The organism is Haloferax sp. DFSO60, from assembly GCF_046557615.1.
Lineage (GTDB): Archaea > Halobacteriota > Halobacteria > Halobacteriales > Haloferacaceae > Haloferax.
Window position 1 is genome coordinate 912,833 of sequence record NZ_JBKIII010000001.1, and the last position, 13,820, is coordinate 926,652.

At 61.8% G+C, this 13,820-nt stretch carries 14 protein-coding genes; 6 read left to right on the forward strand and 8 right to left on the reverse strand.

Annotated features, from left to right (window positions below; all coding sequences use genetic code 11):
* Positions 1–92 precede the first annotated feature (92 nt).
* The 6 genes from ACK509_RS04795 to ACK509_RS04820 form a co-directional block, all read right to left on the reverse strand.
* Complete coding sequence (locus ACK509_RS04795) at positions 93–737, reverse strand: DUF420 domain-containing protein (protein WP_410765354.1); 645 nt, start codon at positions 735–737, stop codon at positions 93–95.
* A gap of 126 nt (positions 738–863) precedes the next feature.
* A complete protein-coding gene (locus ACK509_RS04800; protein ID WP_410766250.1) occupies positions 864–1,910 on the reverse strand; it encodes an NAD(P)-dependent glycerol-1-phosphate dehydrogenase in 1,047 nt (348 codons plus the stop codon).
* Positions 1,911–2,018: 108 nt separating this feature from the next.
* On the reverse strand, positions 2,019–2,669 hold the full coding sequence (locus ACK509_RS04805) for a LysE family translocator (RefSeq protein WP_410766251.1): 651 nt from the start codon (positions 2,667–2,669) through the stop codon (positions 2,019–2,021).
* Between the two features lie 84 nt (positions 2,670–2,753).
* Positions 2,754–3,440 (reverse strand): TMEM165/GDT1 family protein, encoded by a 687-nt coding sequence (locus ACK509_RS04810; protein WP_410765355.1) that lies wholly within the window; start codon positions 3,438–3,440, stop codon positions 2,754–2,756.
* Positions 3,440–4,141, reverse strand: a complete 702-nt coding sequence (locus ACK509_RS04815; RefSeq protein WP_410765356.1) for a metal-dependent transcriptional regulator — start codon at positions 4,139–4,141, stop codon at positions 3,440–3,442. The genes ACK509_RS04810 and ACK509_RS04815 overlap by 1 nt, the downstream gene beginning before the upstream one ends.
* Positions 4,142–4,234: 93 nt before the next feature.
* Positions 4,235–5,401: a threonine synthase gene (locus ACK509_RS04820; RefSeq protein WP_410765357.1), complete on the reverse strand. Its 1,167-nt coding sequence runs from the start codon at positions 5,399–5,401 to the stop codon at positions 4,235–4,237.
* 93 nt (positions 5,402–5,494) lie between these two features.
* Here ACK509_RS04820 and ACK509_RS04825 point away from each other — a divergent pair, with 93 nt between their 5' ends.
* Positions 5,495–6,772, forward strand: coding sequence for an NAD(P)/FAD-dependent oxidoreductase (locus ACK509_RS04825; protein WP_410765358.1), 1,278 nt, complete (start codon positions 5,495–5,497; stop codon positions 6,770–6,772).
* A 212-nt stretch (positions 6,773–6,984) separates the two neighbouring features.
* Here the strand turns inward: ACK509_RS04825 and ACK509_RS04830 are convergent, their stop codons facing one another.
* The gene (locus tag ACK509_RS04830; RefSeq protein ID WP_410765359.1) at positions 6,985–7,677 is read right to left on the reverse strand and encodes a metallophosphoesterase; all 693 of its coding nucleotides are present in this window, start codon (positions 7,675–7,677) and stop codon (positions 6,985–6,987) included.
* A gap of 89 nt (positions 7,678–7,766) precedes the next feature.
* Here ACK509_RS04830 and ACK509_RS04835 point away from each other — a divergent pair, with 89 nt between their 5' ends.
* The gene (locus ACK509_RS04835) at positions 7,767–8,546 is read left to right on the forward strand and encodes a winged helix-turn-helix transcriptional regulator (RefSeq protein ID WP_410765360.1); all 780 of its coding nucleotides are present in this window, start codon (positions 7,767–7,769) and stop codon (positions 8,544–8,546) included.
* 29 nt (positions 8,547–8,575) lie between these two features.
* Here ACK509_RS04835 and ACK509_RS04840 read toward each other — a convergent pair whose 3' ends face one another.
* Positions 8,576–9,181, reverse strand: a complete 606-nt coding sequence (locus tag ACK509_RS04840) for a J domain-containing protein (protein WP_410765361.1) — start codon at positions 9,179–9,181, stop codon at positions 8,576–8,578.
* 136 nt (positions 9,182–9,317) lie between these two features.
* On the opposite strand from ACK509_RS04840, the gene ACK509_RS04845 reads away from it, so the two are divergent.
* From ACK509_RS04845 to ACK509_RS04860, 4 genes are all read left to right on the forward strand, one after another.
* Positions 9,318–9,566 carry a hypothetical protein gene (locus ACK509_RS04845; RefSeq protein WP_410765362.1) on the forward strand — a complete coding sequence of 83 codons (249 nt, stop codon included), beginning with the start codon at positions 9,318–9,320 and terminating at the stop codon, positions 9,564–9,566.
* A 118-nt stretch (positions 9,567–9,684) separates the two neighbouring features.
* Complete coding sequence (gene ppsA, locus ACK509_RS04850; RefSeq protein WP_410765363.1) at positions 9,685–11,946, forward strand: phosphoenolpyruvate synthase; 2,262 nt, start codon at positions 9,685–9,687, stop codon at positions 11,944–11,946.
* 129 nt (positions 11,947–12,075) lie between these two features.
* The gene (gene mfnA / locus ACK509_RS04855) at positions 12,076–13,143 is read left to right on the forward strand and encodes a tyrosine decarboxylase MfnA (RefSeq protein WP_410765364.1); all 1,068 of its coding nucleotides are present in this window, start codon (positions 12,076–12,078) and stop codon (positions 13,141–13,143) included.
* A 44-nt stretch (positions 13,144–13,187) separates the two neighbouring features.
* Complete coding sequence (locus ACK509_RS04860; RefSeq protein ID WP_410765365.1) at positions 13,188–13,754, forward strand: YqaA family protein; 567 nt, start codon at positions 13,188–13,190, stop codon at positions 13,752–13,754.
* The last annotated feature ends 66 nt before the right edge of the window (positions 13,755–13,820 follow it).

Sequence of the window (13,820 nt, forward strand, 5' to 3'; positions counted from 1 at the left end):
ACGTCGGGCGATAAAAATCCACGTCTTTCGCGGCCGTGTGGCGTCGAAGCTGACAGTCGAATCTCGGTCAGTCGAAGGAGTGTCGCAGTCGCTTAGAACCCAATCGCGGGCGCGACGAGCGTCATCGCCGCCTGACTCGCCGCCGAAGCCGAATACTCCCATCCGTAGACGTGGTTGAGAAGCAGGTAGGTGACGACGCCGAGGACGAGCGAGAGCAACCACGCCGACGCGGCGATACGGCCAACTTTTCGGTGCGGTGTCTGCGTTCGAAGTTCCTGTTCGGTGTGTGTGAGGCCGAGGACGAGTGCGTAGAGGACCACCGGAACCGAGACGATAGAGAGGATGATGTGAATCGCCAGCATCGCAAGGTACGGGTAGTACGCGAACGCCGGGCCGACGAACTCCTTGGTTCCGCCGCCACCAATCTTCGTCAAGTAGAGGACGAGGAAGACGAGGATAAGGGCGAACGACGTAATCATCGCCGCGGCGTGTTTGCGGACTTCGTTGCGGCGAATCCACCGCCAACCGAGCGCGATGACGACGACGTTGACCGTGTTTATCACCGCGATTGCGTCCGAAAAGAGGTTCACCTGTTCGAGCGTCAGGTCGGGAAAGACAGTACCGGGGACCCATCCGAGGAAGGTTCCAACGACGAGCGCATAGCCGACGACAGAGAGAATGGCCGTCGTCGCCGCGGGGTGTTCCTTGATTGGATTGTCGGCACTCACAGTTGCCATAGGCAGGTCTTAGAAAGGATTCGTCTTGCCTTTTCGGGTTTCGGCCAGTGAGTGGGCTGGGAGAATCATCCCGTTATCGTACCGTGACGAACGAGCAGAGCGAACCCGAACCGGAAAAAGGTGGGTTTAGATAACGCCCGTAATCGTCGCGGCCTCGATAGCCGCCGCCTCACTTACGCCGTTGCCGAGAATCGTGTAGCGGTCACGAATCGTGTGTGCGGTGGTGAGCGCCTCGATAATCGTCTCGTCGTCGATGCCGAGTTCGTCCGCCGTCGTCGGCGCGCCCATCGTCGAGAGCGCGTCGCGGATGTTCCGCCAGTCGCCGCGCTCGCCGCTGTGGAAGTATTCCGTCATAATCGCGCCGACACCGACTTGGTGGCCGTGGAGGGCACGCCCCGGTGCGAGGCGGTCGAGTTGGTGCGAGAAGAGGTGTTCGGCACCGGAGGCCGGACGCGACGACCCGGCGATAGACATTGCGACGCCAGAGGAGACGAGCGCCTTCGTCACGAGCCACGCCGACTCTTCGAGACCCGGCTTTATCGAATCCGCACTCTCGACGAGCAACTCTGCGGTCATCTGTGCGAGTGCGCCTGCGTACTCGGAGTACTCCACATTTTGCAGGCGGTGGGCGAGTTGCCAGTCTTTGACTGCGGTGTAGTTGGAGATGATGTCTGCACAGCCAGCGGTGGTGAGTTCCCACGGCGCTTCGGCGAGCAGTTCCGTGTCGGCGACGACGGCCAGCGGCGGGTCGGCGGCGACAGAGTGACGAGTGTCACCCTCTGGAATCGACGAGCGCCCGGAGACGATACCGTCGTGACTTGCCGCCGTTGGGACCGAGACGAATCCGCAGTTGAGGTGGTCAGAGGCCATCTTGGCGATGTCGATTGGCTTGCCGCCGCCGAGGGCGATGAGGTAGCCTGCATCGATTTCTTTGGCGTATTCGACCACGTTCTCGACGGCTTCGAAGCTCGCGCGCTCCATCGAGATAGAGTCGATACCGTCGAACTGGTGGCGGATTCGGTCGCCTGCGATACGCTCGGGTGATGGACTCGTCACCAAGAGCGGCCGTCCAGAGAGATAGAGTTCGTCGACGGCCTCACCGAGTTGGTCGAGAACGCCATGACCCATGAGGACGTTCCGTGGAAGTTTGATCCACGTCGATTTGTCGAACATGAGCGAGAATGGCGCGGGACCGTTCATAGTGTTTCTCCTCTCCGTGAAGTTGTCAGACGTCGTTCGCCGACGAAGGTTCAAATAGAGGGAGGCGACGACGTGGGTGTATCAGGCGAAAACGAGCGTCTGTACGGCGTCCCACAGAAAGACGACGCCGAACCCACCGAGGACGACAGCACTCACGCCTGCGACGACGGGAGCGAACGAATCGACACGGCGCTCGGCAGCAACGAGCGTCGCCGGAAACCCGAGCGCCCAGAGCGAAATCCCACCGAAGAAACCGACGATGAGTGCTGGACTGCCAGTTTCGACCACGACGAGGTTCGCCAGCGACGACCCAAGGTAGGGCGTGTGCGAAAGCACGTCAACGGTTCCGGATTTGAGCAATCCGACGCCGATAGTGAGCCAAAAGAGAATCTGGTAGGGGTTCGTCAGCGCGAGGAGGAACGCCTTCGTGAATCCGGCGCTGTCGGTGTCGGGGTCGGCGGCCTCTCGGAAGGTCGAACCCGTCTCCTGTGCCGCACCGTAGGCGAAATAGAGCATGAGAAGTCCTCCGATGCCGACCATCGCGGCCCGGAGTGTGGGGAACTGTTCGACGAAGGTAACCAAGCCGAGAGAAGCGAGGACCATAAAGAGGGCGTCGGCAGACATCGCGCCGAACCCGGCGCGCGCACCTGCTGACCACCCTCGAACGACGCTCTCCTCGGCGATAACGGCGTTCATCGGCCCCGGAGGAGCGGCGAGTGCGACGCCGAACACCAGGCCAGCGGCGAGCGACCCGAAGAGTGTAGACATTGGATGTGTGTGAGCGACAAACCCTGAAAAGCACCCCGAAACGGGCAGTCAGACGAGAGCGACGAGTGCGTCGGCGAGCGTGCCGACGAGCGTCTCCCAGACGGAGAACCCGGTTACGATTGCGAGCAGTGTGTCGAGCGCGAAGAAGGCGAACAGGGCGGCCGCACCGAGGTAGGCTTTCCGTACGTCGAACCGGTCCGAAAAGCGATGGAAGAAGTAGGCGTTAGCGATGCTCACGGGAATGATAGCAAGCATCTCGCCCGCCCAAATCGCCGAGGACGCACCGTACTGCGCGGCGAGTCCAATCGTGACGAGTTGTGTCTTGTCACCGAACTCGCCCGCGGCCATCATCGTGAAAATCGGGACGAACCCACCCAGACCGTGTGTCGATAGCTCGTAGCCGAAGACCGTCGGTTCCGTATCGAGAGCGGCCAGTCCGCCATCAGTTTGCGCCGCTTCTGGCGACGGCGCAGACCGGGCTAACAGCACCGCAAAGAGGAGGAATAGTGCGGCGGTCAGCGCATCGAGTGCGACCGGTGAAAGTGCCGTCTGGAGCGCAGACCCGAAGGCGATTTCGAGCGCAGTCCACCCAGCAAACGCCGAGCCAGCGGCCGGAACGACGACTTTGGGGTCGTAGCGAGTCGAGAGTCCGGCGATGATAAACTGTACTTTTTCGCCGGGGAGGACGGCGAGTTGCGAGATGAAGGCGACCACGAGGATGTCGCCCCATGCCATTATGCGGGCGGCACCTCCTCGTCAGGTTCGGGTTCGTCTTCGACATCACGGACGCGAATCCGGCGTGCAACCGACTCTGGAAGGCTCTGTTCTTTCTCGGTCCCCTCTGGGCGGACCGTCACCATCCCGAAGGGTGCAACGTCGGTGACGACGATGGTCGTTCCGGGCGTGACCCCTGCATTGGAGAGATATTCGAGTTCTTCGGGGTCGCGGTCGCTCACGCGCGTGACGACGAGCTTGTCACCCACCGCATGCTCCGAGAGCAATGCCGCCGACGTTGAGTCCGGCGGCGTGAGGTCGGCACTCGGAATCGGGTCGCCGTGGGGGTCTACGGTCGGGTTGCCGAGTGCGGCGGCGACACGGCGTTCGAACTCTTCGCTGATGTGGTGTTCGAGTGCGTCGGCCTCTTCGTGGACTTCGCTCCACGAGTAATCCAGGTGCTCGGTGAGATAGGCTTCGAGCAGACGATGGTGACGAAGCACTTCGAGCGCGACCGTCTGGCCCTCCTCGGTCAACTCCGACCCCTTGTACTTCTCCCGTTCGACGAGGCCACGCTCTTCGAGTTTCCCGAGCATACTCGTCACCGTCGGTGGCGTCTTTCCGAGGTACTCCGCGATGGCGGAGGTCGAAACCGGCGGTCCCTGTTCCATCTGAATCGTGTAGATGGCCTTGAGATAATCCTCCATCACGTCGCTCAACATGGTCGAAATTAGAGGCGTCTAAAACAAATATCTGGTGGAGAAAAACGTGCGAATCGGTAGCAACCTCGGCGGACTACCAGCCGTGTCGCCTCCTCAGACGCCCTGTCCCATCAGGTGACTACGCAAGATGTCGGCGTTCTTCGTGCCAGATTCGGTGTTGACGACGACCACGGTATCGTCCGAGTCGAACTCGGCTGCGAGGTCCCAGACGGCGGCGAGACCGACACCACCGGCCGTTCCGACTTCGACACCCGCAGTTTGTGCGGCCTTGACTGCCGATTCGAGCGCGTCATCGTCGTTGACGGCGGCCGCGAGTCCGTCTGTCTCTTCGAGCGCTGCGAGCGCCAACGCCCCACCTTCGGGGTCTGGAATCTCCAACTCGCCGACGATAGTGTCGGGTTGGTTCCACGGTTCGGGTTCGTCGGAACCGGACTCCCACGCGGTCGAAACCGGGGCACAGCCCGCAGGTTGCGCGGCGACGAGACGAGGCATCGAGTCGAGCAAGCCGAGTGCGACGAGGTCACGGAATCCTTTGTGGACGCCCACGAGGAGTTCGCCGGTTGCGACGGGGGTGACGACCCAATCGGGGGCGGACCAGTCGAGTTGTTCGGCAATCTCGTAGGCGATGGTCTTCGCGCCGTCGTGGCGGAAGGGGTTGTCGAACTCTTGGAGCGTGTACCAGTCGGCGGCGAGTTTGTCGTCGACGGCGGCGAGCGCATTCGGGTAGCGCCCACCGACCACCTTCATCTGCCCACCGTGGACGTTGACCATCGCCTTGTTCGGGAACGGCGAGCGTGAGGGAACGAATCCGTAGGAGCGAACGTCGATGAGGCCCGCGTAAGAGGCCGCCGACTGCGCGCCGTTGCCGGGCGAGGCGTGCGCGACGACTTCGGCGTCGGATTCGCGTGCCGCGGTCAGTGCGAGCGAAAAGCCGCGGTCGAGGAACGTTCCAGTCGGGTTGCGGCCTTCGTCTTTGATGAGCAGTGTGACGCCCGCTTCGTCGCCGAGTTCGTCCGCAGCGACGAGTGGTGTCGCACCTTCGTTGGCCGTCACGGGGTCCGAAAATGGAAGCAGTTCGCGGTATCGCCACATCGTGTCGAATCGCCGCGAGCCGAGCGTTTCGGCGTCCCAATCGACCGAATCGAGGTCGTACTGTGGGTCCAGCGGTGCGTCAGCCTCGCTCAGCCCGGTCGTAGACGCGTCGTAGTCGGTTCCGGTTTCGGTACAGACCAGCCCAGAGAACGCATCAGCGAGTTGCATACCCGGTGTTTTGACGGGAGAAACTAAGCCCTTCCCGTCGGGCGATGTGGTCGAACCCGCAGGGATTTTGTCACGTCCGGCCCAGAAGAGCGTATGGACGATAGCCACATCGTGGTCGCCGGAGCGGGCCTTGCAGGACTCGTGGCTGCCCGCAACCTCGCCGCCGACGGAGGGGACGTGACCGTCGTGGAATCGCGCGACGAGGTTGGAGGCCGTGTTCGAACCGAAACGAAGAACGGCTTCACGCTCGACCGCGGGTTTCAGGTACTCTTTACCGCCTATCCGTCGGTTCGGCGCGAGTTGGACCTCGATGCACTCGACCTCCGCCGATTCTCGCCCGGAGCCACGATTTGCCGCCCGAGCAGTCGCTCGGTACTCTCTGACCCACTTCGCGAACCTGGAAGCCTCATCGACTCACTTCGCACTCCCGAGGTGACGACGACGGACAAACTCCGAACGCTCGCGCTCCGACAGGATGTGAGTACCCGAAGCGAAGCGCAAATCTTCGCGTCGCCCGACCGGAGTATCGAGTCCTACCTCCGCGAGTGGGGCTTTACCGACGACTACATCGAACACTTCGTCGCGCCCTTCTACGGCGGCATCACGCTCGACCGCTCGCTCTCTTCGTCAAAGCGCGTCTTCGAATACACCTTCAAGATGCTCGGTGCGGGTTCGACCGCAGTCCCCGCCGCAGGCATGCAGGCGATTCCGGAGCAACTCGCCGACACCGCCCGCGACGAGGGTGCAACGATTCGTCTCGGCGAGTACGTCGAAGCAATCGACAGCACCGACGAGGGCGTCATCGTCCAAACCGAATCGGAGACCATCGAAGCCGACGCGCTCGTCGTCGCCACCGACCCGAAGGAAGCAAAGAGGTTGACCGGAATCGACACGATTCCGACCGACGCGCGCTCGTGTGTCACCCAATACTACACCCTCCCGAAGTCGGAAGCACTCGACACCGGCAAGCGAATCATGCTCAACGCGGCGGGTGCCGAACCGAACACCGTGGCCCCGCTTTCGACGGTCGCTCCCGAGTACGCTCCCGACGACATGCAACTGTTGAACGCGACGTTCCTCGGCGACGATGCGCTCTCGCAGTCGGACAACGAGTTGTTCGAACAGACCCGTCGAACCCTCGAAGCGTGGTACCCCGACCGGTACGTCTCGGACCTCGAACTCCTCCACACGAGTCGAATCGAGTTCGCCCAGTTCGCCCAACCACCGGGCATCCACGACTCACTGCCGGACACTCGTGACCCGGTTGGCCGGGCGTATCTCGCCGGAGATTACACCGCGTGGTCGTCGATTCACGGCGCGATGCGAAGCGGGAAAGAAGCGGCGGACGCGATTCGAGACGACCTGTCATAATTTGGGATGTAGTTCTGTTGAAACAATCAGCAGATTCGTACAAAGGTGAGGGCATCCCCACACCACGTCCCAACCGAGCGGGCATCTCGGTTATGCAAGACGCCAGTGTTACTGTCAGAGTCACCCGGCATCTAGACCAGATGTCGCACTGATTCAAAAATGGTTGAATTTACTACGGGCGAAACAACAGGACGTATTTTCCTCTCGTCCACTCAGAGATACCGACGCAATTTCTCGAGCGGCGGAAACGTCAGCGTCTCGTCGGCGTCGTCGTCTCGGATGAATGGCCGAAGCACACCCGAATTGGAGACGAACGGCGACTGAAAATCCGCCGCCGACATCCCGTTGACGGTGACACCAGCGGCGAGGCGCGTGAACGCGGGGAGCATGAGTACGTCGCCGCCGCGGTAGCATTTCGGGCCGTAGAGCGCACAGGGCCGAGTTCGCCCTTCGATGTCGAGCGTCGGGTGGTCGTGGCCGACGACGTAGAGGGGTGCGCGCTCCTCGGGTTCCTCGTGGCCGTGCGCGACGAGGGTTTCGTCCGACAGTCGGTAGGAGTCGTGGACGGAATCGTCGCACACCGAGTCGAGCATCGTATCGTGGTTTCCGGCGACGAGTATCGGCGTCGAATCTGCGCCGCGGCACGTTTCGAGAACCGAGTCAAGCGATTCTACGTCGCGGGCGCTCACACGTTCGAATCGGTGGAGGACGTCGCCCGCGAAGACGACTTCTGTGGGGTCGAACCGTTCGCAGAGGGCGGCGAGTCGGTCCGTGAGGTCGGCGCGCTCGCCAAGTGGGAAATCCACGTCTGAGGCGTCGGCGCGACCGAGGTGGATATCTGCAACCACGAGTGCGTCCGCGTCGGGGAGGTAGACGGCGCGGTCACGGAAGACGAGGCGTCGCACGAGACACACCACGGTTGCACGTGATAAATCGGCTTCGAGCGAGCGACGGGAGCGGCGGCCTTTTTACAAATACGGTCTACAGGTCAGATATGAGCGGTGCCCTCGAGGACAAGCGCACAGCAACCCGCTTTCGTATCCTCGCCGAAATCGCCGACCGACAACCCGCGGTGAGCCAAGGCGAAATCGCCGAGGCCGTCGGCGTCACGAGCCAAGCAGTCTCAGAGTATATTCGTGCCCTAATCGACGATGGACTGGTCGAAAAAGAAGGCCGGTCGCGCTATCGCGTCACCAAGGAAGGCGTCGATTGGCTCTTCAAAGAAGCACGCGCGCTCCAGCGGGTCGCCGAACACGTCACCAACGACGTCCTCGAAAGCGTCAACGAAGACGCTGCTATCCTCACCGATAGCGTGGAGTCGGGCGAGACGGTCACGCTGTCGCTCAAAGAGGGACTCCTGCACGCGACACCCGGAAGCGACGGGCCAGCGATTGGCGTCGCGACCACCGGCGGCGACGCGGGCGACGACGTGAGCGTCACGGGATTCGAGGGCATCATCGAGATGGAACCGGGCCGCGTCCAGATTCTCCAGGTACCGTCTGCGCGCGTCGGCGGGAGCGACGAACTCGATAGTGGCGCACTCACAGCGACCTGTGGAGGCGCAGATATCGTCGTCGCGGGCGGCATCGAAGCGGTCGTCGCGTGCCGACAGGCCGACGTGTCGCTGACGACGTGGTTCGCACCGGGCGAGGTCGCGGCCGATGCCGCCGCTCGCGGGCTCGATGTCGTCGTCGTCGCCAGCGTCGATGTTGCGGGGCGAGTCGCAGACACGCTCCGCGATGCTGGTGTGCAGTTCGACGTAACCGACGCCTAAGTAACCGAATCGACGCCTAAAACCGACGCCTAGTTTTCTGCTTCCGCGTGTTCACGTGCGACGGTGTAGGCCTCACGGAGTCGTGAGAAACGCGCTTGGTCGCCGCCGTGGTCGGGATGTGCAGTCTTGACGCGTGCCCGGTAGGCGTCTCGAACCGCGGTCGGTGTCGCCGTGGGGTCGAGGCCGAGTCGGTCGAACGCCTCACTGATGGGGTCGTCCAAGTCGTCTAATTCGGGTTCGAGTTCGGGAACTTCGAACGGGAGTCGTCGTCCGAGGTGGCGTCCGGGCATCTCGTATTCGCACAAGACGGTGAAGATACCCTGTCGTTCGAGGCGGAAGAAGGCCTGTGCGTCGAAGGTGATTGCCACGTTTCGCATGGGGAGGAAGAACGCCACTTCTTCGCCGGAGACCGTGTGGTCCTCTACGAACTGCTCGCCGATAGCGCGGAGATACTCGCGTATCTCTATTCGCCGCCGGTTCGAACCGTCGACTCGGGGGCCGCCCACGTGCGGCGGTTCGGGAAAGAGACGACCACCAACGACGAAGACGCCAGCGACGACAACCGAGGCGATTGCCCCCATCACGAGACCCACAATTAGCCACGGTGGGAGCAGGAAGAACCACTCCGGAAGCACGTGACGTTACTGGGTACGAACGCTAAAGAACCCCTCGCTGGACAGAGTCGCTTACCGGAATATCGGCGTTCGCGGACAGTCCGAGAACGCGGACGCGTCGGGCACACTCTTGGCCGCAGTCCGCGTACTGGTCTGCATGCGGCCAATTCGTTTCGAGGAAGCAGATTCACCTGCCCGAACGCAGATTGGGGAGGGACTAACCCGGATTGCAGTGACCACAGGTCGGTTAGAGACCGGGCGCGCAGAAGGGAGATATTTCCTCCGTCACGACGACGGATGTGCCGTGTGCAGTGCGACCATTGAGCCTGGCACGTCATTTTATCTCGACCCAGAGACGGGTGAAATTCTCTGCGAAGAGCACGGTCGAACGCGGCGCAGTGAGTGAATTTCGCGCCACAGAGAACTAAAACATCAATTGCATACTCAAGATTGAGTGAGTTTTTATTCACGGTTGTGTTAGTCGCAAACTTCTTACTTGCACTGAGAGACAATACGAGTACCACATGGCTGTAGTCTGGCTGGACGACGTAGGCGCCGACGACCTCGAACTGGTCGGCGGCAAAGGCGCGTCGCTGGGCGAACTCACCACCGCGGGGCTTCCCGTCCCCCCGGGGTTCGTCGTGACAGCGAACACGTACCGTTCTTTCATCGAAGAGGCGGAAATCGACGAGGAACTCTTCGCGGCGATGGATATCGACCACGAAGACTCCGCCGAACTCAAGGCGGCCCACGAGACGGCACGCGACCTCATCACGAACACGCCGATGCCCGAGGCTGTTCGCTCCGAGATTCTGGAGGCCTATCGTCAGATTGGGGACGGTGAGGCCTTCGTCGCAGTGCGGTCGTCTGCAACCGCCGAAGACCTTCCCGATGCATCCTTCGCAGGACAGCAGGACACGTACCTCAACGTCACCGAGGAAGAGCTTCTGGACCGTGTGAGAGCGTGCTGGGCCTCGCTCTTCTCCGAGCGTGCAATCTACTATCGCAACCGGAAGGGCTTCCCACACGAGAAGGTCGATATCGCGGTCGTCGTCCAGCAGATGGTCGATGCCGAGAAGTCCGGCGTGATGTTCACGCGCCACCCATCGACTGGCGAAAAGCAGGTCATCATCGAGGCGGCGTGGGGACTCGGTGAGGCCGTCGTTTCCGGCACGGTTTCGCCCGACAACTACGTCGTGAATCGCGCAAACGGCGAGGTCGAAACCGCGACTATCGCCGACAAGAAGACGATGTGCATCCGCGACAGCGACTCGGGCCAGACCGTCGATATGGAAGTTCCCAACGAGAAGCGCCACGCTCGCGTCCTCGACGAGAGCGAAGTCGGCCGTCTCGTCGAACTCGGCGAACTGGTCGAAGACCACTACGAAACGCCACAAGACGTCGAATGGGCGGTCTACGATGGAGAAGTCTACATGCTCCAATCGCGTCCCATTACGACCATCTCCGAAGACGACATGAAAGCCAAAAACGGCGAATCTAAAACCTCCTCAGACAACGATATGCTCCTCCGTGGACTCGGCGCAAGCCCCGGCATCGCCTCCGGTCGCGCACGCATCGTCACGAAACTCGACCACCTCGACCAAGTCGCCGACGGCGACATCATCGTCACCAAGATGACGATGCCCGACATGGTGCCCGCGATGAAACGCGCCGCCGGTATCGTCACCGACGAGGGTGGCATGACCTCCCACGCCGCAATCGTCTCGCGCGAACTCGGTGTCCCCGCAGTCGTCGGCACGAGTACGGCGACATCGACCATCGAAGACGGCGACGTCATCACCATCGACGGCGACAAGGGAACCATCCGCGAGGGTGAAGAACCCGAAGAGAAACAGCGCCAACCCGTCGAAGACGCCCGCCCGAAGACGCCCGTCAAGCCGATGACGGCGACGGAGGTCAAAGTCAACGTCTCCATCCCAGAAGCCGCAGAGCGCGCCGCCGCAACCGGCGCAGATGGCGTTGGATTGCTCCGAATCGAACACATGGTGCTGACGCTCGGCAAGACACCCGAACGCTACATCGAAGACAACAGCGAGCAGGAGTTCGTCGACGAAATCATCTCGGGCGTCCGCGAGGTTGCCGAAGAGTTCTACCCGCGCCCGGTTCGCGTCCGCACCCTCGACGCCCCGACCGACGAGTTCCGCCAACTGCAAGGTGGCGAGAACGAACCGCGCGAACACAATCCGATGCTCGGCTACCGTGGAATCCGACGCGGCCTCGACAACCCACACATCTTCAAGCTCGAACTCGCCGCGTTCCGACGCCTGTACGAGCTGGGGTACGACAATCTCGAAATCATGTTCCCGCTCGTCAACGACGCAGAGGACGTGATTCGCGCCAAGCAGTACATGGTCGAAGCCGGTATCGACCCAGACAAGCGCGAGTGGGGTGTGATGATTGAGACGCCCGCCGCGGCGCTCTCTGTCGGCGATATGGCCAACGCAGGCATCAAGTTCGCTTCCTTCGGGACGAACGACCTCACTCAGTACACGCTCGCAGTTGACCGCAACAACGAACACGTCGCGCCAATCTACGACGAACTCCACCCCGCGGTCCTCAAACTCATCGGCGACACCATCGAGACGTGCCGCGAACTCGGTGTGAAGACGAGTATCTGTGGGCAAGCAGGTTCCAAGCCGAAGATGGTCCAGTTCCTCGTGGACAAGGGCATTAGCTCGATTTCAGCCAACATCGACGCCGTCCGCGACGTCCAGCACGAAGTCAAGCGCGTCGAACAGCGTCTCATCCTCGATTCGGTTCGCTGAACGAGTCGAGATTCGTCGCAGACCCCGGAACGTAATTTTTCTTCAAATTTGGATAGTCTCTCCCACAGGTGAGTCTTTGGCTCGCACAGGAGCGGAACCGATATACTGGGTGTTGTTTTAGAAAGAGACATGCAGCGCGCGGCACCGCAAACATTCGACCGCGTTCTCTCGTCGATGTGCACGAAGCCACACCCTGCCGCCCGTAGCGCCGCCGAGCGTTTTTTGGCGACGAACCCGGGTGACCCTGCAACCTATCAGGCTGTGGCCGCACTCGAAGAGGACGCTCTCGCATACCTGTCCGAGATTACTGGGCTTCAAACTCCCCACGGCTACATCACGAGCGGCGGGACCGAAGCCAACATCCAAGCAGTGCGTGCCGCGCGAAACTACCTCTCGCGCGACGACCCGAACGTCGTCGCCCCCGAGAGTATTCACTTCAGTTTCCAGAAAGCCGCCGACGTCCTCGGCGTCGAGCTCAGAATCGTCCCCGTGGACGACGACTACCGCGCCGACACCGAGGCCGTTCGCGCCGCTGTCGATGACAATACGATTGTCGTCGCGGGCGTCGCCGGAACGACCGAGTTCGGACGCGTAGACCCCATTCCCGAACTCACCGAAATCGCCCACGACGCGGGCGCGCTGATGCACGTCGATGCCGCGTGGGGCGGCTTTATCCTCCCCTTTACCGACCACGAGTGGTCGTTCGCCCACGCACCCATCGACTCGATGACCATCGACCCACACAAGTACGGCCAAGCAGTCGTCCCCGCTGGCGGCCTGTTGTTCCGCGAGCGTGAGGTACTCGATGCGCTCGCCATCGACACGCCGTATCTCGAATCCACGTCGCAGGCGAGTCTGACTGGTACGCGGAGCGGCGCTGGCGTCGCGTCTGCGGCCGCCGCCATGCGCGAGTTGTGGCCGACTGGCTATCGTGAGGTGTACGAGACACAGCAGGCGAACGCCGAGTGGTTGTACGAGCAACTCACTGCTCGTGGCTACGACGCTGTCGAACCCGAACTCCCGCTCGTCGCCGCCGAGTTGCCGGAGTCAGAGTTCGAATCGCTCCGCGACCTCGGCTGGCGTATCTCGCGGACCGCATCGGGTGAACTCCGTATCGTCTGTATGCCGCACGTGACGCGAGAGTCGTTGCGCGCGTTCCTATCAGACCTCGATAGTCTCCAGCCAGTTCGTAACTAGCCAAAACCTGAAAGCTTACAATACCACACTTGTGAGCATCCAGTGTGACGCTCGCTGCGTGTGCAACGTTTGGAACTCTCCCACTCAGTATCTACCCTGATTTCTCGTGGCTCTCGGCACTCGTCAAGACCGCGACTGGGTGGTTCGGTCTGGCGATTATTTTCGCATACTCGTTTCTCATCGCGTTCGCACTCCCCGGCGTGAGCGAAATCGTTCTCGCGGCCCCGTTGAACCTCGGCCTGCCTCGGGCGGCCGTCGTCGGAATCATCATCTTCGTCAGCGGCGTCGGAAAGGCCGCAGGAAGCGTGTTCGCGTTCTACCTCGGCCGCGAGACGAAAGAATCGGGTATCGTCGAAGGGTTGTTAGAAAAACTGCCCGTCGATGTGATGGGCTGGTCGGAGCGCAAAACCGTCGAAATCGCCCAGCGATGGGGATACGCCGGGCTTGCAGTCGCACTGTGCGTCCCGGGTTTTCCCGACACGCTCTCGATTTACGCCTTCTCGATTCTCGAAGACGACTACTTGAAGTTCGCCGCCGCAACGTTCATCGGGTCGTGTGGCCGTCTCGTCTTGACGGTCGTCGGCCTCGCGGCGATTGGCATCACTGTCTGAATCGTCAGACACGAACGAGACAGAGAGTCTGAGAGTCACGGTCCCACGATTCTGAGAACCGCGTTC